Origin of the sequence: Paradesertivirga mongoliensis (assembly GCF_024436395.1) — a bacterium.
Classification (GTDB): Bacteria; Bacteroidota; Bacteroidia; order Sphingobacteriales; family Sphingobacteriaceae; genus Paradesertivirga; species Paradesertivirga mongoliensis.
This window is the reverse complement of the sequence record NZ_JAFMZO010000003.1, coordinates 750,603-776,756: the sequence shown is the minus strand read 5'-3', so window position 1 is coordinate 776,756 and position 26,154 is coordinate 750,603. Positions and strand designations below refer to the sequence as shown.

Below are 26,154 nucleotides of genomic sequence, written 5' to 3'. Positions count from 1 at the left end.
ATTTAGGGATATGAAATCTCTGCATGTTTTTCTGATAAAGCGATGTTTAAGAGCTACAAATCAGATGAGGTAGTTCCTAAGTGGAAGGGGGAGATGAGATCGTTTTAACGTACTTCTTTAAAGGTAGTCTTAATTATTGACTATCAATGCATTTGGTTTTGTCTTTCGCAAATTAAAGTCTCTGTCAACAGGCAATTGCAGGCATCCTTCATCTTTATAAGAGTAATCTTCCGCACATTTAACCAGGAAATATTTTGGATTGTCTCGTTCTGAACACTGGCAGCCAAAAGTCAATCAGATTAGCTTCCATTACTATCATCGTGATCATCTACTATGATTAGGCAATATCATAATGAAACTTACAAATCATCCTGGTTCAAACTACGCCTCTTATTCAACCTTAAAAACAATTGCTGTCTCAAAAGGCATTTTTGCCGGACAAACGATTTCCAGTCCGTCTGCTTTTTGTTTCCATTTCAGTTTGCCATTATGCCCCAGAAGCTTTACCCTTTTTACCGGTTTGTCAAGATATTTTGCATTGTTACCAAGACAATTGATCTTCAGTCGGGTTCCTGGCGCCGGTGTAGTCATACAGAAGGCGTAGAGCGCGCCATTTTTGCCGGTGGTAAAACGGAAGTCCTGCGCATTGAACTTAAAGTCAGCATGATGGCGTCCCAATTTGCCTCCCGGAAGCATTTTTAATTTACCCTTAACCGTTTCCCCTTCCCCCGGAATAGCCCATGCACGGCTTCCATACACCGCTTCACCATTGCGTCGCATCCACACTCCAACCTCCTTCAGCATTTTCTCGCAAGCAGGTTCGAGCGATCCGTCGGGCAGAATTGGAATAGATAATGCCGCATTTCCGTCGCGTGCTATAGCTTCAATCACATAACGGATCATCATTCCTGAGTCGTAGATAAAGTTTGGAGCATAAAACCAATCGCCGATGGGGGCCTCTGCAATCCAGGGTTGATCGGTTTTAATATTAGCCGGGATCCCGTGCTCCTCAGTATTTACTGTTCCGTTCGTTTTGTGGCGAAATTTTACTATGCTGAAGGTATTTACTTCGCCCCGGCGCTGTAGCGTACGATTGTAGAAATCTGCCATTACGCGCGGCATGGCATCGGCCTTGATTCCGGTGCCGGTGCCGTCACCGGTAAAAGGTCCCTGTACAGTACCGTCTGTATAAATAAAATCGGGATTGTACTTTTCTACTACATCCATCATCCTTAAGGCCCATTGAGTGGCGTACCATTTTGCGTAAGGCAGGTGTCGTGAAAATATTCCTGCGGGTGGTGGCGACCATTCTGTATGAGCTGCTTTTTCAACTCCCTTGTATTCACGCAAGTCAATACCATAGAGTAAACGCGGATCATATCCTTCCCACCATTTGCCTTTACCATCGGTAAGGCTGAGGTTTCCATCGTAAGGAACACCTTTTTTGTTTCCTTCTTTGTCGCTGCCAAATGCGGTCTGCCACCACCACCATGTATATTCGTGGTGAAAAGTTACGCCGAAACGCATGCCAGTAGCGCGTGCTGCCTTTTCCCATTCGCCTATCAGATCGCGTTTCGGTCCGATGTTCACCGAGTTCCATGGTTGGTAACGTGAGTTCCACATGTCATAATTGTCATGATGCACGCCCTGGATCATTAGGAAACGCGCTCCAGCGTCCTGATATATTTTCGTGAGTTTTGCGGGATCGAGTTTGCTTGGGTTCCAGTCGCGCAACACCTCTTTATAACCCACTTCTGAAGGATGTCCGTATCTCTTCAGATGGTTCTCATAAGCTCTTTTACCGGGAGAATAGAGTTTACGTGAATACCAGTCGCCGCTTTCGCCTGCGGCTTGAGGACCAAAATGAACCCATATGCCAAACTTTGCATCGCGAAGCCAGGCCGGTTCGCCCGGGTAATTTTTCTCAATGGATTCCCATGTTGGCTCGAAAGGTCCGGGCGCTATCGGCAGATCCAGTTTCATTTCCGGAAAAGTTCTCCAATCACCCATCTCCACGCTGTTGATGGGCTCCTTCGCCGGACTCGCAGGAATGGGAGGGGCCTGTGTTAGTTTAGGGCCTGGTTGCGATTGAATAACCGGGGCTTGTGGAGTTTGAGCGTCTGCCTTAGAGAGATTTAAGAGCACAACAGCAATTACTGATTTGATAAATATATTTTTCATGCTGAATTCGAACTATTTGCGGGTTATTTCTTTATTCATACGAGTCATGTTATACCGATACCAGTGCCGGTCGGTACATCTGGTTATAATTGAAATATTCTATCCATTAACACCCATTTTTCTCCCGGCTTAGCCCATGGTACAGGCTGTTGAAACTTCCACATTAATGTTTCCCATTCTTGCACCTTTGGGTTGGATAAGTCCATTTCCCACTTTCTTTGCAATGAAAAATTTGGGTCTGCATCCATAATCATGAAAAGCCGGTTGCCGGTCCGGTAGATCTCCATCTCTATGATCCCACTATCCCTGATACTTGTTTTTATTTCGGGCCAACAGCTCCGGTGCCAGCTCTCATACTCGTTTATTAGTTTAGCATCATCAACTAGGTCTATAGCAAAGCAATATCTTTTCATTCCAGGTTAGGGTTATAATTGGCCGCTGTATTTTATTCGCTGCTAATGCAAATTTAAACCGGGCCGACTCTTTCTCATTACAGTATTAAGACTTTGTTTTATACAAATCCGACTTGTGCAGGTCTGTGTGCTGGTTTAGCACATAGTGTCAAAAGTTTCTCTTGAAATATTCTTAGTTCGAGGTATATTAGATTCTTATCTGGTTGTTTGTTGTAGAATATCAGACGGTAGAATTTCATAAAAATGATTTCTGTAGGTCGGCTTATTCTGCACAAATCAGACCCCAGATAGAAGCACCATGGCAAAAAGAGTTTTAAAGCATTCATTCTCTCTACTCCATATAGACTACGTAAAGCTCAATAGCAAATGGAATTACAGTAATATCATAAGTCCGTATTACCGGCTCTATTACATAGATGAGGGAGAGGGTCTTATATCAGGCGAAAAGGACAGGATACTTCTTGAACCAGGGTACCTTTATCTCATTCCAAGCTTTACGCTATGCAGCCTTAATTGCCAGTTTTACCTCAGTCAATATTTTATTCAGTTTTTTGAAGAGTCGGTTGCCGGGATATCCTTGTTTGCAAATAACCGGACGGTAATGAAAGTGCAGGCGATGAGCCAGGATGTTGAAAGTTTAAAACGGATACTTGAAATTAATCCGGGCCGGGGTATCAACCGGTCAAATGATCCTAAAGTCTATGAGAAAAATATATATTATAGAGAATACCAGGAGTTGAATAATCTCCAAAGCATGTCGGCATACATGGAAACCCAGGGCATTATTCTGCAACTGATTTCGAGATTCCTGACCGACCAAACGTTCAAACCCTCAAACATTACGTCTATCCCTTCTAAAGTTCTCGAAGCAGTAAGTTATATCCACTTAAATCTGAAAGAAAACCTCAGCGTAATGCACCTTGCAGAGAGAGCGAATCAGCACCCCGACTACTTTTCGCGGATTTTTCAGCAAGCTACCGGCGAACGGCCCATCAATTTTATTCATGAAAAGAGAATTGAAAGAGCCCAGTATCTTCTAACCACTACCAATATGCCCTATGACGAGATTGCAGCAAAAACCGGCTTTGAAACCACACCTTATTTCTCAAGAATTTTTAAAAAGGTGACGGGCATGACCCCGGGACAGTACAGACAACAGAACCGGTCTGTATTTAAGTTTTAATGCAGTATTGACGACGATATGTAAGCAAGAGGTCGGGCAAGAAGCCCGACCTCTTGTATGGTCTGTCTGGTTTTTCCACCAACCCCGACATTTACATTGTTAGTCTGCGAAGGTCATTTAAAGATGCACCTTCATTCTTATCCAGCGTTTTTTACTGACACTTGGTAATATCATAGGCTAATGACGGGTTCGCAAAGTTTGCGGCCCAGTTTGGCTGAGGGAAATCCGGATAGGGGCCAGTAATATGCTGCTGTTCAACCGGCCATCTCCAGTCTTTCGGAACCAAAATTCCATTGGGGTATATTTTTCCATCAGGGCTAGTCCACGTGTGTTGTCCGCTTAATTCAAATATTGATAGATCGTAGCTCCCGCCCACACCGGCCACACCCGAAGGATACACTGAAATAAATGGTTCATAAGGTTTGGCTGTATTGTAAATAAAGGTATTATCAACTTTTATCAAGATATCCCTGGTACCGAACGGAACACAGTCGAGGTAAGGGAACGTATTGGTATGTGGTAATACATCATTTGTCGGTAGTGCTGCCTTGGTGCTGGCAAAGACGGTAATGATATAATTCAGCCCGTCGGAAGTATAAGCAGGAGCGGGGTCGCCGTTAGCACCCAGTATTTGTACAATTCCCTGCATTGGTACTTTGATTTTAAATGAGTGGTCAACACCCGCGCCTCTTGCTGTTGCAAAGAACTTCAATTTCCATTGATTGCCGCTTCTGGTTGCATTCGTCTGAATGACTAAATCGTTATAATCGGCATCATTGCCTTCATTCCGCAGATCCTCCCACGCGAATGTAAAATCCTTTCCTCCGCACTCATCCAGACAGAAGTCAAAATAAACAGACCAGTTTTTCCCTGGGAACTGCTGAGCATTTTCTAGTGATGTACCCATGGGCGCATCAGAGCAAATTCCGGCCCATGCACTTTCGCCATTCGAAAGGCTTGCATGAGTAGCGATTGATACACAGCCCGACTGGCTGTATTGATCTACATATGATTTTGGGATAACAACCGTATAAGAAGTTACTTTAGCTGCGAGGGAGAAAGCTTTTTTGAAGTTAAATTTGCCCGGGATTGCTCCCCCGTTACTTAGCTTCTTATCTTGCTTAAATTGTTCGATAGAGTTAAAAAGGTCAGCATGAGTTTCCAGAATGTAGACATTCGACGCTGTAATATTATAAGTTACTAACAAGTCACCGGCTCCGTTAACTGCAACATCAACAGTTCCCACGTTCATGTTCTTTCCGGCAACCAGGCATCGCTGGATACAAGGTTCGGGCGCCAAAACCGTCGAACCGCCGGTCCCCTCTTTTATGGCGGCGACAGAATTTAATTCCTGGCCATCATTAGTTACTACATCATCTTTCTCGCAACTTTGGAAAGTTGCGAGAAACAACAACACGAAAACCCTTGCATAAAGGTTAAATAGACATTTCGTTTTCATAATAAGTAAGATTAAATGTTAAATTAAAATGTTAGAGCGGTGGACTGTTATATAGGTATAACAGCTTGGTTTTGAATGGTTTTATCGAATTTTTATTTTTCACTTTCGAACCCCTCTGCTCGAAAATTTTTTAAGTACGGCGAGTCCTTCGAAACAGTTTTTCCTTATAGAAGTCTATTCTGAGATTAAGATTTCAGTAACGAAATAACAATATGAAGCGTGTTGGACAACTACTTTAATGATGGCGTTCCGCTTCCCAAACATGGGGGACCACTGCATGGTGCAGAAGCTCCGGGGTTTCTGAACTACGCATTCGCAGTTTATCAATAAGCCCCCGCGTTTTATCGGAAAGGTCCAGCAGTTTATCAGGAAGCATTCGGCATCCTGCCATATCGTCGTTTCTGCAAGGAGTTACGGGCTAAAAACTATTTACTTGCCGGATTTTCATCAATCTCAATCAATAATTGGTTCATCGTCGGGTGTCGCCGGTTCATTACTGATTGTCTGACCGTTGTTTTGTATATTTGTAGCATTTCTCTTTGCAAATACGTCTTAATCGAAAATTTTCTACAAATAATTCTTTAAATTCATTTATCATTTACCTTTTATGAATCAAGGGAATCCGGAAGAGAAATCCAGAGACGAATTACTGGTGTTGCTCGGTTCTTATGTGCAAAAGCTGGAGGTCGAAACGCGCTATCATCTTATCCTCGATAATATGATAGAAGGCTTTCAGCTTCTCGATTCGGAGTTCCGCTATCTGTATGTTAATAATACCGTAGTAAATCAAAGTAGATACTCAAAGGATCAGCTCATTGGGTATACCATGACAGAAAGGTATCCCGGAATCGAAAATACCCCCATGTTTCAGGCACTACAGGATTGCCAGGAAAAACGCATATCAAAAACCATTGAAAATGAGTTTACATATCCCGATCAATCGAAAGCATGGTTCCGGCTTAGCATTCAGCCTGTAGAAGAAGGCTTGTTTGTGCTCTCTATGGACATCACCAAAACTAAGAAAGCAGATCAGAAAAGAGAAGAGCACATTGTTGAGATTGAGCAATTACTTTTTAAGATATCGCATCAGGTAAGGCAGCCTGTCTGTCACATCCTCGGAGTTGCACAACTGCTCGATCAGTCTTTAGTAGGCATTGAGGATTTTAACGAGTTTTCCAAAGCGACAAAAGAATCTATCCGCCTTCTTGATGTTTACACAAGAGAGCTTACCGAGTTCGTAGAAAAAATGAGGATGAATGCTGACAATGAAGATGCTTATAGATTGTATCCGCCCGGCCACCCGGAAACCGGTAGCTAGTGCCATCATAGCCTGGCGCCATTGAAATTGATTCAATTGTCTGCTTAAAAAAATTTACCGGACGAACCAAGGCGACTCCTGCTCTAATGCCGATTACTGATTCAATCGCGAATGGAGCTTGAAATATGACGTCTTTATTCTATATTTAAGACTCATAAGATAGATGTAGGATTATCGCTTATAAGCCGGATAAAATGTACAGCTTCAAGATTTCTGGTTGAGAGTTCGAATGAAATAATGAGCCAAAAGCACAACTTTAAAATTATTCTTTTACTGGGCCTTGCTGTTTTAAGCCTCAAGCTTTCGGTTGCACAAGTTCCGAACCTTAAATTCGAGCATCTTGGTTCAGAAAACGGGCTTCCGCAAAATACCATTCACGGCATAGTAAAGGATAAGTATGGCTTTATGTGGTTTGGTACCTGGGGCGGTTTATGCCGTTACGACGGATACTCCTTTAAGGTATACAAGTTTGATCCCGCGAATAACAGAAGCCTGAACAACAGCCGGGTTCATAATATTGTAAAAGATGCTAATAACGTTATTTGGGTTTTGACCTTTAAGGATAACGAGTTATGCCGTTACAATTACGAAAGCGATGATTTTGACAGAATTCCGGTTGACAGAATTTCGCCATCATTTTTAAACCGGCTTACGCGATGGAGGCATTATGAATCTGTAAGCTACTCTTACAAACACTATAAATGGTTACTGGATAAGCACACCAATTCTTTGCTTCAATTGGATGTTAAATCCGGAAAAAAAAAATATTACGACTCCAATCCGGCAGATATATGGTCTCTTAGTGGTTCTTATGCCGTCGATATTTATAAAGACAATCATGATGTTTTTTGGGTCGGTACTTATAGCGACGGTATTAATAAAGCCAACTTAAACGCAAAGCCCTTCGATTATTACTACCACGATCGTCAAAATCCAAATTCTATCATAGATAATAATGTCAGAGCGATATGCGAGGATAACAGAGGAAATTTATGGATTGGGACCTACGACAAGGGGATAACGGTTATCGGCAAAGAGGGCTACCGGCATATCGTATTTAAAGATAAAGACAAGAATAACTTTACTCATAATCAGATAAAAACAATATTCTGCGACAGCAAAGGCATAATCTGGCTGGGTACAAAAAAGGGCCTGATCAACTATAACCCGGCGACTAAGGCCTTTCGCGAATTCGATACCCTGAACCAGTCGTATGCTTCGGTATTTGCAATCACCGAAGATCACAACAATAATATCTGGATGGCATGTTATTGGCAGGGCGTATATAAATATGTACGCTCAACGGATAAGATTATCCATCTGGATTCGGAAAAGACTATAGCCCACAAACATGCGCGATCGGTTATTGAGGATAGAAACAAACAAATCTGGGTAGGAACAGAGGGCGGCGGTTTATCTGTCTTAAAACAAATCAAAGATACGGTAGAAGTGCTGAAACGCTTTTTCAGGGCTGGTAATGAATACAACACGATAAGCGATAACCGTATTAATTTTTTATTCGAAGATAAGCTTGGCTTAATCTGGATAGGCACGGGCAATGGCCTCAACTGTTATAATCCCACTCTCAACAAGTTTATCACCATTCCCGAAAAGACCGGCTTAACAAACGTGATCATTTCAGGAATCACCGATGACGACCATGGCTTCTTGTGGATCAGTCATAAAAACGGTATAACAAAGCTCAATAAAAAGACGCTTGAATCCAGGACCTACACCATGCAGGATGGCCTGCAGAGTAATGAATTTTCTGACGGAGCCGTATTCAAGGGGCGTTTCAGCAAGAAATTGTATTTCGGAAGCAATAACGGCTTTAATGCATTTAATCCCGACAGTATTCGCGTCGAAAAAACATTACCCAATACCGTACTTACAGAGCTGGAAATACTAAACAATAAGGTTGGAGTAAATGAAGAAGTAAACGGACGGGTGGTTTTACATAAGCCTTTATACCTAACCACGGAGATTGAACTTACTTACGACGACAAGAGTATCGCCATTCAATTTGCTGGCTTACATTATGCTAACCCCAAAGCCAATAAGTATGCTTATCAATTAGAAGGGTTTGATGAAGACTGGGTGTATACCGATGCCAACCGGCGAATTGCAAATTATTCCAACCTTAAACCTGGTCAGTACATCTTCAAAGTAATCTCTTCTAACCCGGATGGCGTTTGGAATTTAAAACCCGCTACGCTTAAACTGGTAGTGAAACCACCTCTTTGGGCAAGCAACTGGGCTTATATGTTTTATGGGCTTATTATATTAATGATTATTTATTTATATCATTATTACTCCACTAAGTTCACCCGTTTGCAATCTAAGCTGGCCTACGAATCCCTGGTCAGGGAAAAGGAGCAAGAACTGTATCAGAGTAAGCTTCAGTTCTTTACCAATATTTCTCACGAGATTAAAACGCCGCTAACCCTCATTCTTGCTCCCCTGGAAAAATTGTCGGACATGTTTACGGAGAACAAAGTGTTTCAGGATCAGATCCTGATTTTGAAACACAGTGGAGACAGGCTTTTGAAGTTGGTGAACCAATTGCTTGATTTCAGAAAGTTAGAAACCGGAAATGTTCCACTTCAATCGCAGAGTAATGATGCAGTAAGCTTTCTGCATGATATAATGGAAACGTTTAGGCCGCTGGCAGAAACCAAAAGTATCCAGTTAGAATTCAGTTCTCCGGTCGGGGCATTCTTTTTTTCATTTGATGAAGATAAACTTGAAAAAGTGATATCTAACCTCTTGTCTAATGCCCTTAAATTTACCCCAAACTCCGGCTGTGTTAAGATTAGTTTAAAGCGCGACCCGCTTGCAGATTTGGCTATTATAGAGGTGATAAACACGGGAAGGAAGATTCCGGATAGCGAGCTCGGTAGGATTTTTATGCCCTTTCAGCAGGGCTCTGGTAACATTGCCGGAGGCTCGGGATTAGGTTTAGCCTATTGTAAAAGCCTGGTCGAACTCCATGGAGGGGCTATTGAGGTGTCGTGCACGGAAGAGGTAGACGGATTTAGCGAAATTTCCTTCAGAATAGAGTTACCTGCAGAACGCGGCCCCGGTCATGCTGTCGAATCAGAGGGGATACAAAAGGATATCAGTGTTTCGCTGCCAGTGTCAGCGCATACCTCTTCCCGAAGCCAGCCTCCAGATAACAAGGAGGAAAATATTCTGCTAAATGGCAGAGTTCCGGTTATTCTTGTTGTAGATGATAATACTGATCTGAGAAGGTATTTAAAAGATCATTTTGATGATTTTTACCAGGTGCTTGAAGCAGAGAATGGTGCGGCAGGTTTATCTGTAGCACTGCAGGAGCTTCCTGACCTGATCATCTCTGATGTAATGATGTCCGAAATGGACGGTTTTGAGTTTTGCCGGGCAATTAAAATGAATCTGAAAACGGCTCACATCCCCTTAATTCTCCTGACCGCAAGAACTCCCGACGAAGACAAGATACAGGGAATAGAAACCGGCGCCGACGATTACATTACGAAGCCCTTCAGTTTGAGTTTTTTGACTGCAAAGGTGAAGTCGCTTCTCGTCTCAAGGGCTAAGTTGAAGGAGAAATACAGGAAGGAAATCCTTCTTCAGCCAAGCGATGCTTTGCCGGTGTCGCCGGATGAAGACCTGTTAAGGAAACTTCTGAAATGCGTGGAAGACCGGATCTCTGACCCCCACCTTAGCGTGGAAGATATTTGTAAGGAGGTTGGAATAAGCCGGACAAAACTTTATGCTAAAATCAGAGCTTTAACAGGTTTGAGCATGGCCGAAGTGATTAAAGAAATACGATTGAAGCGAGCCAAGCAATTGTTAAAAGAGAAGAAGTTCAACATAAATGAAATAGCCTATATGGTGGGCTTTTCGGACACTGATTACTTTAGAAAATGTTTTAAAGCTGAGTTTGACATTACCCCCTCCGAATATTACAAGAACATACGGAGCTTTGAATCCACGTAAATAAAGGTAGTCGTTTAGGTCTCGCTTTCTCACATTTAAATCCCGGCCTTCTCTGCTGCCATATGCCTCGCCTAGGGCAATTATTAATGTTTTTATATTGTTATTGGAGATTTTGGGACGATTGTCGGTGTTTTTCAGAACAAAATTCCGGGTTTAAATACTCTGCCTATAGTAACTTTATACCTAAACTCTCTGGGTTAAATCTTAGAATCCGCCAGAGTATCAAAAGCATTATGAGAATTTATAGTAATGAAATGGTAAAGTTTAGTTTAAAAGTCAACTCCACCTCTGCTGTTCCTCTTTATTTACAGGTAAAAAAACTCATGAAGAAATGTATTCTCGACGAACGGTTTGAAAAAGGAGGGCGCCTGCCTCCTATCAGAAGACTAAGCAAAGAGAGTCTATTAGCCCCTGTAACCATCGAAAAGGCTTATCGTCTCTTAGAAAAAGACGGTTACGTGATGAGGAAAAAAGGGGATGGCTATTTTGTGTTATAAGGTGTTAAAATTCTCCTTGCCCCTGGCCGAAGGATAAGACGCTTGTGACAACAATCGGCGAAAACGATTATCGCCGTTGATTTTCGCATAACAAAAGCCCGTCAGGTTTCTGAACGGGCTTCTTTTTACTTCCTCTTTAATGAAAAATCTTTCGGAGTTGCCGATACCCAACTTTTGAACGGTTAACCCCTGCTTTCTCAACAGTTTCCCCCTTATTGTATTTCTTAAAAGAGTATTCCTTTGTATGTAACAGTTTGGCCTTGCCGAAATGCCTTGACTGAAGGTAAGATGCTGGGCAATTAAATTAAAGCAAAATGAAGTTAAGAAAAGCTAACGCGACGGCAGATGTTCCCGAAGTGTTGCAAAGCGCTGGTGCTGCTGTGCTAAAAGATCAGATTAAGCGTAAGCCGGCATTTAGGAACCGTTCCGGAAGGACGACCGTGTCCGAAGAATGGTTCCAGCAGGTATATCCAAAGCCCGGAAATTCGCGCAGCACCGGGTAAACCAGTGAAGATAGTGTGGTCTTAACATCTAAGCCATAGCTGAAGGTTTCCGCCTTTTAAATTTCCACTCCCCTTATAATTGGTTATATGTAAGCCAGACCTCTCCCCGGGGCTGGCTTTTTTTTGCGTCGGCCGGCTGAACTCAGTAGCTTTTATGTTTGAATGCATTCCAGATGTGCGTCTTAAAATCTGCATTTCGTTTTTCAGGGTTGAAATAAAACTGCTTTTTAAGGTGTCTAGAGGCCGTTCTGGTTATTCGCCCCTGTATTTACGGCTGTTTGCCCCTCACGTCCCTCAGCGGTTTTATCTCACCTTAGCTCTTGATTATAATCCTGTTCAATCAATTTTTAAAACCAAATTAATAAGCATTCTATGACGATAGTCTTACATCGTATTTTTTCATTCCATCAAAACCAATTTTAAACCTAAAACAAATATTAGTTTATGTGTAGCAATGACCGCACGCATTGGTGGATTAAGCTAGGCTTAGTTCTTCCTATCTTTTTATTGGCAGTTTGCGTAGCCAATGCACAAGTTACAGTAAAGGGTAAAGTGACCGACGACAGTAATGAAGCTTTGCCCGGAGTATCTATTAAAGTAAAGAATGCTACCAATGGAGCTACTACCGATATCAACGGAAACTATTCCATCTCTGTACCCGAAAGTAACGCCAGTCTGCTTTACAGCTTTATTGGTTTTGCAACCCAGGAAATTGCAGTAAATGGCCGGACGACAATTAATGTATCGCTTTCAGCAGACAGCAAATCGTTGCAGGAAGTGGTAGTGGTAGGATACGGTACGCAAAAGCGAGCAACCATTGCCGGCTCTATTTCCACTGTTAAAGGCGCCGAACTTGTGAAAAGCCCGCAACCTAATCTTTCAAACTCTCTTGCCGGACGTTTTTCTGGTGTTATTGCCACGAACAGAACAGGTGAGCCGGGGTATGACGGATCTAAGGTGACCATCAGAGGTATTTCAACAACTGGCAATACCGATGTTTTAGTGGTGGTAGATGGAGTTCCCGGACAGCTTGGAGGGATGGAAAGGCTTGATCCGAACGATATTGAATCTATCTCTGTTTTAAAAGATGCTTCTGCTGCCGTTTACGGTAGCCGGGCGGCAAACGGTGTGATTTTAATAACAACTAAAAAGGGTGTCACCGGAAAGCCAACTATAAATTACAGCTTTAATCAGGGATTTTCTTCGCCGACCCAACTGCCTGATATGGCAGATGCAGCAACTTACGCCACCATCAGAAATGAAATTCAGTACTATACTAATCAGGCGGGCGGAATGAACCAGGTTTATAGCGCTGAACAGATTGAAAAGTTCAGGAACGGTTCGGATCCCCTAAATTATCCCAATACTAACTGGGCTAATGAAGTTCTGCGAAAATCTGCGCCACAAAGTCAGCACAGCCTTTCTTTGAGAGGCGGCAGCGAAGCAGTTAAATACTACCTGTCGTTGGGTACGCTTAGCCAGGATGCCTTATATAAAAACAGCGCCACCAAGTATGATCAGTACAATTTCCGCTCGAATATAGATGGTACGGTTTCGGATAATTTTAAGATCGGTTTGTCGCTCGCTGGCAGACAGGAGAACAGACAATTTCCTAATTCTGGTGCAGGAGATATCTTCCGTTCAGTTTATCGCGCTTACCCTACTATCTCTGCGTACTATCCAAACGGGTATCCAACAAGCGGAATAGAGAATAATAATCCGGCAACGATGGTGACTGATATGGGTGGATTGAATAAAAACCCACGATTAACCTTCAACGGAATTTTACGGGCTTCATACAGTATTCCGCAGCTAAAAGGGCTGTCTGTTGATGGCTTTTACGCCCTGGACCGGAGCCAGTCTACCGGCAAGGTATTCAGAACGCCTTATCTGGTGTACGACTATAATACCACCACTGGAGTGTACAATACAAAAACTATTGGAGAGCAAAAGGCCTCCCTCACTCAATCGTTAGATAATTATAAGTTATCGACGGCAAATCTAAAATTAAACTTCCAACGAAAACTCGGTCTCCACAATATTGATGCTTTCGTAGCTTACGAGCAAAGTGGGTGGTCAAGGGAGTTTATGGAAGCAGGCAGTCGGAATTTTCCAAGTGCTCAAACTCCTGAATTGTCTCAGGGTGGAACAGACCCGAACGACAGAACTATCCGAGGATGGAGTGAGCAGGAAACCAGGATTAGTTACTTGGGCCGGTTAAACTATAATTTCAAGGAGAAATACCTGGCAGAAGTACAGTTCCGCGCAGACGGATCATCCATTTTTCCGAAATCTGATCGCTTTGGATATTTTCCGGGGGTGTTATTGGGTTGGAGAGTGTCGAGCGAGGACTGGTTTAAAAACAGCGTCCCTTTTATCAACGACTTGAAAATCAGAGCTACCTATGGAGAGCTGGGCGGCGATAATGTACCACGTAACCAATTTGTGAATAATTACGCATTTAACAACCAGTACACACTTGGCTCTACAGTCGTTCCCGGTATCGATTTGGTTAGACTGGCTAATCCCAGCATTACCTGGGAAGTTTCAAAGAAAACGGACCTCGGATTTAATACCACTTTCTTAAATAATTTCAGTTTGGAGTTTATTTACTTCAAAGAAAAACGGGATCACTTGCTTTCTGAGAGAAAAGGTTCCATTCCTGCTATTACAGGGATCGTGAATCAGTATGAAGGGAGTCTTGTACCTCACGAAAATATAGCAAGAGTAGACAACAAAGGAATTGAGTCCACGCTTGGCTATAACCACAGTGGTAAGTTTAACTATGGCATTTCCGGAAACGTCACTTTTGCCAAAAGTAATAGGGTGTTTACAGACGAACTAGTTCCGTTGGAATACCAACGGGAAACCGGCAAACCAGTGAGCACCTACCTTCTTTATCGTACGATGGGAATTTTCAAAACTCAACAGGAGATTGACAATTACCCTCACGTTACTGGAGCCAAGCCGGGAGATCTAATATTTGAAGACTATAACAAGGATGGTAAAATTGATAATAACGACCGTACCAGAACCGAGTATGGAAATATGCCTCAAATTACCTACGGTTTTACGTTAAATGCTGCATTTAAAGGATTTGACTTTTCTTCCGTTTTCGCTGGCCAGGGCCGCGTTAGACAATATGTTTTAGGCGAAGCCGGAACAATTGGAAACTTTTACAGCTCATGGGCTGATAATCGCTGGAGTCCTGCAAACCCGAACGGTACCTATCCAAGGGTTGATACAAGGGCTTCTTCTGCAATAAGCGGTGGTCTTTATCGCAACGATTTTTGGTTGTTCAATACCGCCTTCTTCCGACTTAAGAACGTAGAACTTGGATATACCTTGCCTAAAAGCCTGGTGTCGGGTATCAATCTTCAAAGTGTAAGAATCTATACCAACGCGTTTAACGTGTTCACCATCACAAAAGTTAAAGACTTCGATCCCGAATTGGACAACGAAAGTGGTCAGTTCTATCCTCAGCAAAGAATTGTCAACCTCGGACTAAACGTTAAATTTTAATAATCATGAAAGCAACAAGACTTATCAATATACTTTGTTTAGCTGCCTCGATTTCGGTTGTGTCATCATGTAAGAAAGACTTTCTTGATGTGGTACCTACCGATCGTCTTTCTGACGCAGCTATTACCGGCGACTCAACTACGTTTGAAGCCTATGTAGTTAACAGATACCTGGGTGTCCGTTTAACCAATAAAGAAGCCGAAGGAACTTTACCCGGTTTTGGAAGGGGATTCGAGTACGCCATGTGGAGTTCGCTAACCGACGAAAGTATCTATAATAATGATGATAACACCTGGCTGGTTCAAAAAGGTGAGCTTTCGCCCGATAACGTCGGGATTGCAGGAACCTTTTGGGGCCGTAGTTACCGCGGTATCAGGGAGTGTAATTTTGCCCTGGCCAACGTGGACAAAGTAAACATGAGTGATGCTCACCGGAAATGGCTAATAGCCGAACTAAAATTTATTCGCGCATTCCGTTATCACGATTTAATAAGGAACTATGGCGGCGTGCCTTTGTTGGGCGATAAAGTTTACCAACTGGGTGAAGATTTTGCTGATCCATCTTTATTTGAGAGAAAAAGTATAACAGAATGCATTAATTATGTAGTTGCAGAGCTGAATGCTGCCGCTGCCGGTCTCCCTGCTACCAATTCTGGAGCCTGGTTAAAGGGCCGGGCTACAAAGGGAGCTGCTTTAGCATTAAAATCGCGTTTATTACTTTATGCGGCAAGCCCGCTTTATAATGCTGGTACCTGGCAAGCAGCAGCAGATGCTGCCAAGGCAGTTATGGACCTGAACCAGTACGGAATAAGTTCAGATTACCAAAATATGTTCATTAGTTCTAACGCGAATAACGAAGTGATCTTCGCTCGTTATTATACGGTAGGAGCTCGCCACGTGCCAATGGAAATAGCTAACGGCCCTAATGGTTATGATGGCTGGGGCGGTAACTTGCCATTGCAAAACATGGTAGACGCTTATGAGATGAACAACGGAAAAGTGATAACAGATCCTACTTCAGGATATAATGCACAAGATCCTTACAAAAACCGCGACCCCAGGTTTTACGCAACCATTCTTCACGACGGAGCTCAGTATCGTGGCCGCGCCGTCGAAACTTTTGTGCCGGGCGGACGTGATAGTAAGGATGGCCCTTCTAACTGGAATACGTCAAAAACTGGTTATTATTTAAGGAAATTTGTTGACGAGTCTATGCCCATCAACAATCCATGGAACATAGCGGGATTACAGCCCTGGATATATTTTCGTTATGCGGAGATACTCCTGAATTATGCTGAGGCCGTTAATGAAGTTCACGGGCCGGATGTAGTTCCCGCCGGTTCGACTCTTTCGGCCAGGACCGCGATCAATCAGATCAGGTCAAGAGCAAGCGTCAATATGCCCGGGTTGTTACCTGGTTTAACCAAGGAGCAAATGCGTGAGGCCATCAGAAGAGAACGGCGAGTAGAACTGGCGTTTGAAGAGCACCGTTTTTACGATGTTCGCCGCTGGAAAATAGCTGATCAAACCGAAAACATGCCTGCTCAGGGAATCACGATTACGAAAAGCGGAAACACACTGTCTTACCAGACAAAGATCGCGTTGGAAGGTAGAAAATTTGAGGAGAAGCATTACTGGTTACCTATTCCACGAGCCGAAATTCAGGCTTCGGGCAACAAGTTGGTGCAGAATAAGGATTATAGTAATTAAGTTATAAGAGGATGTCTCAAAAGTCGTAAGCAGACTGAAGTTTGGCGTCAGGGCAGAGCTTATCGAAGCCTTATAATCTTTCGACAGAGTTCAACATGACGAATAGACCTTTGAGCCATCCTCTCTTTTATACCACGTAAAAATCCAACAATGAATTTTAAGCAAGTAGGCAAAATCTTACCTTTTGTGCTTTCCATAAGTGTTTCTGCTTGCGGTAAAGATAAGCCTTCCAATAATCCGTTGACACCGGATCAGAAGAAGCAAATAACGGTCTTGATAGATCTTGGTAAGACCCACCAAACCATCGAAAATTTTGGAGCATCAGATGCCTGGTCTTGTCAGTTTGCAGGTAATTGGCCGGAAGCAAAGAGGAACGCAATAGCCGATTTACTTTTCAGCCGTGAACTTAAGGCCGATGGATCCCCGGAAGGTATAGGCCTTTCCTTGTGGCGATTCAATATTGGAGCGGGAAGTGCGCAGCAGGGAAGTCAAAGTGGTATAGGCGACGAATGGCGCAGAGCGGAATCTTTTCTGGATGATAATGGCAATTACGACTGGAACCGGCAGTCAGGACAAATGTGGTTCTTGAAAGCAGCCAAAGAACGTGGCGTTAACCAGTTCCTGGCTTTCACTAACAGTCCACCGGTGCAAATGACCGTAAATAAAAAAGCTTTTGCTACATCTGCACAGCCGAATCTGGCATCGGGAAATTTTCAGGCGTTTGCAGATTTTCTTACTGCGGTGATAAAGGGCGTTCAGGTGAAGTCGGGGATTATGTTTAATTATATAAGTCCGGCTAACGAACCCCAATGGGATTGGAGCGATGGCGGGCAGGAAGGAACTCCTTTCACCAACAACGATATTTCAGGCATGGTAAAAGCACTCGACGCTTCAATAAAAACCAACAACCTGAATACAAAAATTACTATTTCTGAAGCAGGGCAGTATGAGTTTCTTTATTCTGCAAATGGTAAGTCAGATAGAGGCAATCAGATTGACGCATTCTTTGATCAGGCATCTCCAAACTACATCGGGAATTTGTCTTCAGTGGAAAAGCATATATGTGGCCATAGCTATTTTACCACATCTACGTATACCAGAGCAGTATCCATCAGAAAGCAATTGGCTGCTAAAGTAGCCTCTGTTAATGGATTAAGTCTCTGGCAGTCTGAGTATTGTATTCTGGGGGATAATGAAAATGAAATGAAAGGAGATGGGCGTGACTTGAGCATAGCTCCTGCATTGTATTTAGCAAGAGTGATCCATAACGACCTGGTCAATGCAAATGCTACTGCATGGCAGTGGTGGCTGGCGGTTTCTCCTTACAATTACAAAGACGGGTTAGTCTATATCGACAAGAATAAAATAGACGGGGCTTATTATCCAAGTAAAATGCTTTGGTCGTTAGGTAATTACAGCCGCTTTATTACACCAGGATCTGTTAGACTGGATGTTATTTCTAAAGGTGCCGAACCCGAAATATTAGTTTCCTCTTACCGGACTACAGACAATAAGCTGGTTACCGTTGCCGTCAATTCTACACCACAATCAGTTGAACTGAACCTGGCTTTAAGCGGTGGGAAAGTTAAGAATCTGAGCACTTATACTACGTCGGCCTCAAAAGATCTGGCAATCAAGCAGGCTCTTCCAGCAGATAAGCCGATCATTCTCGAGCCACAGACTATAACCACTCTTTTATCTGATATGGAATAACCGAAAAACTAATCAATAAACCTAATTAATCAACCATGAAAAAAAACATGCTAATTCCCTTCTGCGGTTGCATATTTCTGCTAGGGAGCTGTTCAAAGAAAAATGACTTACATGAATCTGCCGGAGAGCAGGTGATTGTAAGCGAAAAAGCCACTCCATCAATATCTGCGGTCGGGGCGGCTGGTATTGCAGGAGTAAATTGGGCCGATGGACGCGATAATTTTGTAGATGGGTGGGTAATCCCCTCGGGATTGACAGCCTCAGATAGTTATTCAACGGTATCCGCGAAAGCGAACTCCATTTTAACTAATTTTCAGTCCACCCTGCCGGGTGTTAATACCGTTCGTCTCCCGATAAACCCACCCAGCGTTTTAGAGTCATGGTGGAATTCTTACAACGGAGCAATTGATGCTGCATTGAGCAAAAATATGAAAGTGATCATAGCTTACTGGGAAGGTGCATCATCACGAGACGGAATTATTGATAATACTACCCAGTTTTGGAGCATGTGGGATGTGGTAGTAGCCAAATATACCGGCAATGCCAATGTTTACTTCGAAGTTTTCAATGAGCCCCATGGGTACACGGCATCTCAATTAACTACTATATATGCCAGCTGGCTCGCGAGATATCCTAACGTACCACGCGGAAGAATTATGCTTGGCGGTACCGGTTATTGCGATGATGTAAAGCCTATCGGCGCCGACTCACGTTTTTCTCAGTGTCTTTTGTCGCTGCACAATTATGCCTTTTGGGCAAACAGAGGAACTGTAGCAGCCTGGGAGCAGTCGTGGCGGGATCAGTTCGGTTCTTATGGCAGCCGCACTGTAGTTACAGAATACGGCGCCCCCATGACTACCGGCAAAAATTATAACAATCCCTCAAACGGTGATAACGAAATAGCGTACATACAAGGCTCGACCAATGTGTTCAGAAGCGACAAATTGGGAAGTGTGTACTGGCCGGGCTTAAGAGATGGTGATAGTTACTCCATAACCACGCGCAGCGGCACCGGAAATAATATTACACTATCCGTTACTAATACTTCTGGTCGTGATAGAATTCGCTACGGCTGGGGAGAAGGGAGCGCCTTTAATCCAAACGTTTATTACACTATTGTTAACCGCAACAGCGGCAAAGCGCTCGATGTTAACGGAAGTGCGACTACCAATGGCGCAGGTATCATTCAGTGGGGGTATTGGGGGGGTAACAATCAGCAATGGCAGATTATTGATAACGGCACAGGATATTACCGGATAATAAACAGAAATAGTGCAAAAGCCCTGGACGTAAATAGCGCCTCTACCGCTGATGGAGCAGGCGTTATTCAGTGGACATATTCCGGCGGTAACAATCAGCAATGGCAGGTTATCGATAACGGAGGCGGTTACAACAGAGTTATCAACAGAAATAGCGGTAAGGCTTTGGATGTAAATGGCCAGTCCACCGCCGATGGAGCAACTATTGTCCAATGGAGTTTTTGGGGTGGCAACAATCAGCAATGGAAATTCCAGCAGCTGTAACGGATGTAGATCACATAAAAACAATATACTTTAACATGCGAAATATCTTCAGAGTACTCATACTCATTTCTATCCTTGGCGGATCTGCCGGCAATTTAAAAGCGCAGGAAGCCTCACATTCATTTAGTTTGTCAGACACCGCTTTCTTACTTGATGGTAAGCCGTTTCAAATGATCTCGGGCGAGATTCACTACCCGAGGGTGCCGCGCGAGTCCTGGAGGCACCGGATGAAAATGGCTAAAGCGATGGGCTTGAATACTATCGGAACTTACGTTTTCTGGAACATACACGAACCTCAACAAGGCAGATACGATTTCTCGGGAAATAACGATGTCGCTGAGTTTGTGAAAATAGCGAAGGAAGAAGGGCTCTGGGTAGTTTTAAGGCCCAGCCCATACGTATGCGCCGAATGGGAGTTCGGAGGTTACCCTTACTGGCTGCAGAATATTAAGGGACTTGAAGTGCGTAGCAAGGAGCCTCAGTATTTGAAAGCCTATAAAAACTACTTGATGGAAGTGGGTAAACAACTGGCGCCCTTGCAGGTAAATCATGGAGGAAACGTTTTGATGGTCCAGATTGAGAATGAATACGGCTCGTATGGAAGCGACAAAGAATACCTCGATCTAAACAGAAAAATGTTTATTGAAGCTGGATTTGATGGATTGTTGTACACGTGCGACCCGGAAGCTGCAATCAAAGATGGTCATTTACCCGGCCTTCTGGCAGCCATTAACGGAGTTGATAATCCGGAGAAAGTGAAGAGCCTCGTGAATCAAAATAATGGAGGTAAGGGACCATATTTTATTGCCGAATGGTATCCGGCCTGGTTTGATTGGTGGGGAACAGCGCACCACACCGTTCCTGCTTCTAAGTACGCCGGAAGGTTGGATTCTGTGTTGCAAGCCGGGATCTCCATAAATATGTATATGTTTCATGGCGGAACCACTCGTGGCTTTATGAACGGAGCAAACTTTAACGACAAAAACCCTTACGAGCCGCAGATCAGCAGTTATGATTACGATGCGCCGCTTGATGAGGCGGGTAATGCAACGGAGAAGTTTATGCGGTTCAGAGAGGCGATTCAGAAAAACTTGCCTGCAGGTTCCAGCCTGCCGCCTGTTCCAGCCGCTAAACCCTCGATCAGCACCAGCCCGGTTGTGTTTACGTCAACAAACACGGTGTTTGATTTGCTTAAAGCGCCGAAAAGCAGTTTAAAGCCTTTAACTTTCGAAGACTTGAATCAGGCTTATGGTTATGTAATGTACCGCACAACTTTTAATGGCAATGGGGCAAGGCAGCTTCTCAAGATTCGCGATCTGAGAGATTACGGGATAGTATTTATCAATGGAAAGCGTGTTGGAAACCTGGACAGGCGCTTGTATCAGGACAGTGTTATGTTAGACCTCCCAAAAGGTAAAGTAAGGCTTGATATTCTTGTCGAAAATATGGGAAGAATAAACTTCGGGCCGTATTTATTGAAAAACACAAAGGGAATCACCCAAAAGGTTGAATTGGGCGGAAAAGAAATCCTGAACTGGCAAATGTACGGGCTTCCCTTTGATAACATCAAATCGCTTGGTTTTAAGACAGCCGGAACAGGATCTGGAGATGCACCCGTGCTTAAAAAAGGCCACCTCACCTTAGATAAAGTAGCTGATACTTACCTGGACTTTTCAAACTGGGGCAAGGGTGTGGTTTGGATTAACGGACATAATCTGGGAAGATATTGGGAAATAGGCCCGCAACAAACTGTTTACGTCCCCGCCGAATGGCTTAAGCCAGGAAAAAATGAGGTGGTGGTTTTTGAACTTATAAAGCCTGCATCCTCAACGCTTCTTGGTCGTGATAAGGCAATTTTAGATCAATTGAAATAAGCGGCCGGGTTAACCGGTAAGTTTCTGTTGTTATCGTTAAGCGCCTGTTATTTATAACGGGCGCTTTAATTCAAAAGAGTTTTCCTGTAAATTATTTTTGGACTGCTCCGCCAGAAAGCCTATATTCAATAACCAATTAATATTCCGGAAAGTATCGAAATGAACAGAGCTTTAATTGTTCTCCTGCTATTAACTTCTTTCAGCTCGAGGTCTCAAACTCAGGAAAAGAACATTTTTCATTATGGGTTAAAGGATGGGCTTTCTTTCGGTATTGTAAACAGCATTACTCAGGATAATAAAGGCTTTATCTGGATAGCCACATCCGACGGCTTGAACAGGTTTGACGGACATTCCTTTACCGTTTTTAAGAACGAGCCCAATAATCCGTACGGTATCGCCAGTAATCATGTTCAGTCAGTCTTTAAAGATTCACAAGGTCAGCTTTGGGTCTCTTCCCGAAACGGATTAACTAGCTTTGACCCCGGCAAACAGCGTTTTATCAGATATCATAGCGGCGGCAATCAGCAACCCGCGCGTAAGGACGATATCACCTGTGTTTCAGAAAGCCGGGATAATAACCTTTGGCTCGCTACTACAGACGGTTTCTACTATTTCAACAAGAAAAGCAAGAAGTTTACAACTTATAATACAGAAAACCTAAACGGATTAATCACAAATTCCATACTAAACATCTATGAAGATTCCAGAGGATTTCTCTGGGTGGGGACGAAGGAGGCCGGAATCCAGGTTTTTGCAGTAATGGGTTCTCAGGTGAAAAGACAGTCGGGGATTTTAACTCCTGTGCTCAACGCGAGGATCAATAAAATTTTTGAAGACAAAAATCAGAATGTGTGGGTGGCTACTTCAAAGGGGCTGTTTCTTTATTCACGCAAGGAAAATAGATTTCAGCTTTTTAATGCTGAAGCATTCGGCCTTCCCGGAAATATATTTTTATCCGTAGTTGAAAACGGCGACAATGAAATACTTGTCGGACTGCAGGATGGTGGCTTGTATAAAGTCTCAAAACCGGATGGGAAGAAATATCACTTTGAGCCGGTTAGAGGTAGCAACGGTGCATTAGTTACGAAATGGTCAGTTCAAACACTTTTTTTAGATAAGGATAAAAATATTTGGTTGGGAACCTACGGTAATGGCATCTACATGATGAACAGCATTCCGAAAAAGTTCAGCAAGTTTCAGATCAGAAAGGATTTAGAAAGTCCTGATTTTGTTCGTTTTTACGGAATAACACAGGACCGAGAAGGCGTTTTTTGGCTCGGGACAGATGGAGATGGCATCTATAAGGTAAGCGATGAAGGAAAAGTTCTAAAAAATTATAGAGCAGACCGCCGAAGCGGAAGTATCACTGACAACGCAGTCATATCAGCCTTACGAGATAGCAAAAACCGGCTTTGGTTTGGAACATATAAAGGAGGGCTGATGCGTTACGATAAAGCATCCGATTCTTTCCGGTCGTATTCTTACCATTCAAAGAACCCGCATAGTTTAAAGTATAATGATGTGCGGGTAATATATGAAGACAGTAAACAAAATATCTGGGTGGGAACCAATGGCGGAGGTTTAAATCTTTTCGATTCGGAAACAGAAACTTTTAATAACTGGAACCCCGACAACAGCGCCATCGCGTCTAACGATGTAAGGGCTATAACCGAGGATGAAAGCGGCAATCTGTGGATAGGCACCTATGGTGGCGGCGTCAATTATTTCGATATTAAAAGGAACGCTTTTTTTAAGCTTTTTGAGTCTTCGTCCGAGAATGATATCCTCGTAAATAATGTAGTATATGCTTTATATCTGGATAAAAAGCGACGCTTGTGGATTGGAACCGAGGGCGATGGTCTGGTGATTTATAATATCCGGACTAAAGAGGTAACGAAATATAATGAAAAGAACGGCCTTGCCAATAATACGGTAAATGCAATTAAGGCAGATTCGCGGGGTAAAGTTTGGTTAAGTACAAACAAAGGGATCTCGAAAGTTGACCTTAGCGAGGACAGAATTTATAATTATGACGAATCTGACGGCTTACAGGCAGGGCAATTTCATGAAGGTTCGGTTTTAGTCAGTGACAATTCGGGGAAGATGGTTTTTGGTGGAACAGAAGGTTGCAACTTTTTCGATCCAAACCAGATTAAGGCAAATGCAGTAACTCCAAAAGTATTAATTACAGGACTAAACATCTACGGGCAGCCCCAGGACCGGAACTGGTTAGAGAATATTAAAGATGTTACTGAAGCCAAACAGGTTGAGCTGGATCCGCATCAGGCGGTATTTTCGATAAACTACTTAACCTTGAATTACGCCTTCCCTCACGAAGGTCAGTACGCTTATATGCTCGAAGGGCTGGATAAGGACTGGAACTTTGTAAAAGGACAACGATCTGCTACCTATCGGTATCTTGAGCCTGGTACTTACACCTTCAAAGTCAAAGCATCTAATGAAGATGGGATATGGTCAGACAATTATTCCAGTATCGATATCATTATACTTCCGCCATGGTATAAAACATGGTGGGCATATTTTATCTATGCCTGTTTAATTGGCGTAGCTGTTTATTCACTAATCTTGTACAGAACCAGACAGGCAAAGCTGAAATTTGAAATCAAAGCGGCACAATTTGAGGCCGAAAAAGAAAAGGAACTGCACGAGAAAAAGATCAATTTCTTCACTAACGTATCTCACGAATTTCGAACGCCATTAACACTTATTATCAATCCTGCAAAGGAATTGCTGCACGACGATTCGCATAACGCAAGTATGGGTAATCTGAACACCATTTACAGAAATGCCCGGCGATTACTGAGTTTGGTAGATCAATTGTTATTATTCAGGAAATCTGAAAGTGATATGGCCAAACTTAAGCTGGTAAATCTTAACATCAGTAGTGTTTGCCAGGAGGTTTATTTATGCTTCACACACCAGGCCAGAAAGAAAAATATTGAATTATCGTTCCACACCGTTAAAGAGAACCTCGAGATTATCGCCGATCGTGAGAAAATGGAAATTATTCTGTTCAATCTTATTTCTAATGCGATTAAAAATACTCGCGAAAAAGGAGCTGTTACCATCAGCGTTTCTGAAAGTGAACAAAATGTAACCATAGAGGTAAAGGATACAGGGACAGGTATTCCGGATGGAGTTGGAGAACGGATTTTCCAGCAATTCTATCAGGTGCAAAACAGTAACTCTGCATCCTCCGGTGGTTTTGGTATCGGGCTTTCTCTGGTAAAAAGTTTCGTCGAGAGCCATAAAGGTTCGGTAATCTACGAGAGTCGGGTTGGGCAGGGTACCACATTTTCGGTTACATTAAGCAAAGGCAAAGATCATTTTAAGGACGCGATGATCTTTGAAGAGATAAATGAAAGTTCAGTTTTCCTGGAAGAGCTGGTAGACGAATCGCAGATGGAGCAGGCAACTGATGGGCGACCAACAAACGTTTCGGAAAGTACGGAGGTGTATTCTGACGATAAAAGAATTCTGATCGTTGATGATAATCTTCAGATAAGGCAGTATGTGAAGCAATTATTTGAAGGAGAATATGAGATTTTAGAAGCCGAAAACGGCGATAAGGGACTTGAGATGGTGCAAAAATATATCCCTGATGTGGTGATAAGTGACATCATGATGCAAGGGCTGAGTGGAATAGAATTATGCTCCAGAATAAAGGAGGACCCTGCATTAAATCATATTCCGGTGATCCTGTTAACCGGAAGCTCGTCTGCCGAAGTGAAACTCAAGGGCATCGAATGCGGAGCTGAAGATTTTATAAGTAAGCCGTTTGAACGAGAGATGTTAATAGCCCGTGTGGCCGGAATTTTAAAGAGCAGAAGCGACCTGCAGAACTACTTTTTCAATCACATCACTTTAAAACCGGATAAATCTAAAATTTCCGACGAGTATAAAGTGTTCCTCGACCGTTGTATTCTAATTGTTGAAGAAAATCTTAACGAAAAGCAATTTGGAATTAAAGTTCTGGCCGATAAAATAGCTATGAGCCGCTCTACCCTTTACAGTAGAATTAAATCTATATCAGGCCAATCCCCTAACGAGTTTATTCGTTTCATTCGCCTCAGAAAAGCTGCCGAAATGTTTATTTCGACAGAATGTACCGTTTCTGAAGCCGCTTATAATGTCGGCATAAAGGATATTAAGCATTTTAGGGAGCAGTTTAATAAGGTTTTTGGAATGAACCCTTCAGATTATATTAAAAAATACCGAAGAAAATTTCACACAACGCATACCGTAAGAACATAATACCAA

At 43.0% G+C, this 26,154-nt stretch carries 14 protein-coding genes; 11 read left to right on the top strand and 3 right to left on the bottom strand.

The window, feature by feature from the left end; translation table 11 throughout:
• Positions 1-390: 390 nt before the first annotated feature.
• Together J3P43_RS14695 and J3P43_RS14690 are read right to left on the bottom strand one after the other, a co-directional pair.
• Positions 391-2,181 carry an alpha-L-fucosidase gene (locus tag J3P43_RS14695; RefSeq protein WP_255903722.1) on the bottom strand — a complete coding sequence of 597 codons (1,791 nt, stop codon included), beginning with the start codon at positions 2,179-2,181 and terminating at the stop codon, positions 391-393.
• An 83-nt stretch (positions 2,182-2,264) separates the two neighbouring features.
• Positions 2,265-2,594 carry an L-rhamnose mutarotase gene (locus J3P43_RS14690; RefSeq protein WP_255903720.1) on the bottom strand — a complete coding sequence of 110 codons (330 nt, stop codon included), beginning with the start codon at positions 2,592-2,594 and terminating at the stop codon, positions 2,265-2,267.
• 298 nt (positions 2,595-2,892) lie between these two features.
• Between J3P43_RS14690 and J3P43_RS14685 the strand changes: the two genes are divergently transcribed.
• The gene (locus J3P43_RS14685) at positions 2,893-3,777 is read left to right on the top strand and encodes a helix-turn-helix domain-containing protein (protein WP_255903718.1); all 885 of its coding nucleotides are present in this window, start codon (positions 2,893-2,895) and stop codon (positions 3,775-3,777) included.
• Positions 3,778-3,928: 151 nt separating this feature from the next.
• Here the strand turns inward: J3P43_RS14685 and J3P43_RS14680 are convergent, their stop codons facing one another.
• On the bottom strand, positions 3,929-5,236 hold the full coding sequence (locus J3P43_RS14680; RefSeq protein WP_255903716.1) for a DUF4842 domain-containing protein: 1,308 nt from the start codon (positions 5,234-5,236) through the stop codon (positions 3,929-3,931).
• 607 nt (positions 5,237-5,843) lie between these two features.
• On the opposite strand from J3P43_RS14680, the gene J3P43_RS14675 reads away from it, so the two are divergent.
• The 10 genes from J3P43_RS14675 (at position 5,844) to J3P43_RS14630 (ending at position 26,148) form a co-directional block, all read left to right on the top strand.
• Positions 5,844-6,554, top strand: a complete 711-nt coding sequence (locus J3P43_RS14675; RefSeq protein WP_255903714.1) for a PAS domain S-box protein — start codon at positions 5,844-5,846, stop codon at positions 6,552-6,554.
• Positions 6,555-6,791: 237 nt separating this feature from the next.
• On the top strand, positions 6,792-10,532 hold the full coding sequence (locus J3P43_RS14670; RefSeq protein ID WP_255903712.1) for a hybrid sensor histidine kinase/response regulator transcription factor: 3,741 nt from the start codon (positions 6,792-6,794) through the stop codon (positions 10,530-10,532).
• Positions 10,533-10,765: 233 nt separating this feature from the next.
• Complete coding sequence (locus J3P43_RS14665; RefSeq protein WP_255903710.1) at positions 10,766-11,029, top strand: GntR family transcriptional regulator; 264 nt, start codon at positions 10,766-10,768, stop codon at positions 11,027-11,029.
• 314 nt (positions 11,030-11,343) lie between these two features.
• Positions 11,344-11,532, top strand: coding sequence for a hypothetical protein (locus J3P43_RS14660; protein WP_255903708.1), 189 nt, complete (start codon positions 11,344-11,346; stop codon positions 11,530-11,532).
• 444 nt (positions 11,533-11,976) lie between these two features.
• Entirely contained in the window at positions 11,977-15,054 is a 3,078-nt protein-coding gene (locus J3P43_RS14655; protein WP_255903706.1) for a SusC/RagA family TonB-linked outer membrane protein, read from the top strand.
• A 5-nt stretch (positions 15,055-15,059) separates the two neighbouring features.
• Complete coding sequence (locus J3P43_RS14650) at positions 15,060-16,763, top strand: RagB/SusD family nutrient uptake outer membrane protein (RefSeq protein WP_255903703.1); 1,704 nt, start codon at positions 15,060-15,062, stop codon at positions 16,761-16,763.
• 150 nt (positions 16,764-16,913) lie between these two features.
• Entirely contained in the window at positions 16,914-18,476 is a 1,563-nt protein-coding gene (locus J3P43_RS14645; protein ID WP_255903701.1) for a glycoside hydrolase, read from the top strand.
• 35 nt (positions 18,477-18,511) lie between these two features.
• Positions 18,512-19,999: an RICIN domain-containing protein gene (locus tag J3P43_RS14640; RefSeq protein ID WP_255903699.1), complete on the top strand. Its 1,488-nt coding sequence runs from the start codon at positions 18,512-18,514 to the stop codon at positions 19,997-19,999.
• A 35-nt stretch (positions 20,000-20,034) separates the two neighbouring features.
• A complete protein-coding gene (locus J3P43_RS14635) occupies positions 20,035-21,873 on the top strand; it encodes a glycoside hydrolase family 35 protein (protein WP_255903697.1) in 1,839 nt (612 codons plus the stop codon).
• Positions 21,874-22,032: 159 nt separating this feature from the next.
• The gene (locus J3P43_RS14630) at positions 22,033-26,148 is read left to right on the top strand and encodes a hybrid sensor histidine kinase/response regulator transcription factor (protein ID WP_255903695.1); all 4,116 of its coding nucleotides are present in this window, start codon (positions 22,033-22,035) and stop codon (positions 26,146-26,148) included.
• The last annotated feature ends 6 nt before the right edge of the window (positions 26,149-26,154 follow it).

What these genes read in the sequence shown, in the direction of transcription:
- J3P43_RS14650 (WP_255903703.1), top strand. Translation starts at nt 15,060, where the DNA reads ATGAAAGCAACAAGACTTATCAATATACTTTGTTTAGCTGCCTCGATT.
- J3P43_RS14660 (WP_255903708.1), top strand. Translation starts at nt 11,344, where the DNA reads ATGAAGTTAAGAAAAGCTAACGCGACGGCAGATGTTCCCGAAGTGTTG.
- J3P43_RS14665 (WP_255903710.1), top strand. Translation starts at nt 10,766, where the DNA reads ATGAGAATTTATAGTAATGAAATGGTAAAGTTTAGTTTAAAAGTCAAC.
- J3P43_RS14645 (WP_255903701.1), top strand. Translation starts at nt 16,914, where the DNA reads ATGAATTTTAAGCAAGTAGGCAAAATCTTACCTTTTGTGCTTTCCATA.
- J3P43_RS14640 (WP_255903699.1), top strand. Translation starts at nt 18,512, where the DNA reads ATGAAAAAAAACATGCTAATTCCCTTCTGCGGTTGCATATTTCTGCTA.
- J3P43_RS14675 (WP_255903714.1), top strand. Translation starts at nt 5,844, where the DNA reads ATGAATCAAGGGAATCCGGAAGAGAAATCCAGAGACGAATTACTGGTG.
- J3P43_RS14630 (WP_255903695.1), top strand. Translation starts at nt 22,033, where the DNA reads ATGAACAGAGCTTTAATTGTTCTCCTGCTATTAACTTCTTTCAGCTCG.
- J3P43_RS14690 (WP_255903720.1), bottom strand. Translation starts at nt 2,594, where the DNA reads ATGAAAAGATATTGCTTTGCTATAGACCTAGTTGATGATGCTAAACTA.
- J3P43_RS14670 (WP_255903712.1), top strand. Translation starts at nt 6,792, where the DNA reads ATGAGCCAAAAGCACAACTTTAAAATTATTCTTTTACTGGGCCTTGCT.
- J3P43_RS14655 (WP_255903706.1), top strand. Translation starts at nt 11,977, where the DNA reads ATGTGTAGCAATGACCGCACGCATTGGTGGATTAAGCTAGGCTTAGTT.
- J3P43_RS14695 (WP_255903722.1), bottom strand. Translation starts at nt 2,181, where the DNA reads ATGAAAAATATATTTATCAAATCAGTAATTGCTGTTGTGCTCTTAAAT.
- J3P43_RS14680 (WP_255903716.1), bottom strand. Translation starts at nt 5,236, where the DNA reads ATGAAAACGAAATGTCTATTTAACCTTTATGCAAGGGTTTTCGTGTTG.
- J3P43_RS14635 (WP_255903697.1), top strand. Translation starts at nt 20,035, where the DNA reads ATGCGAAATATCTTCAGAGTACTCATACTCATTTCTATCCTTGGCGGA.
- J3P43_RS14685 (WP_255903718.1), top strand. Translation starts at nt 2,893, where the DNA reads ATGGCAAAAAGAGTTTTAAAGCATTCATTCTCTCTACTCCATATAGAC.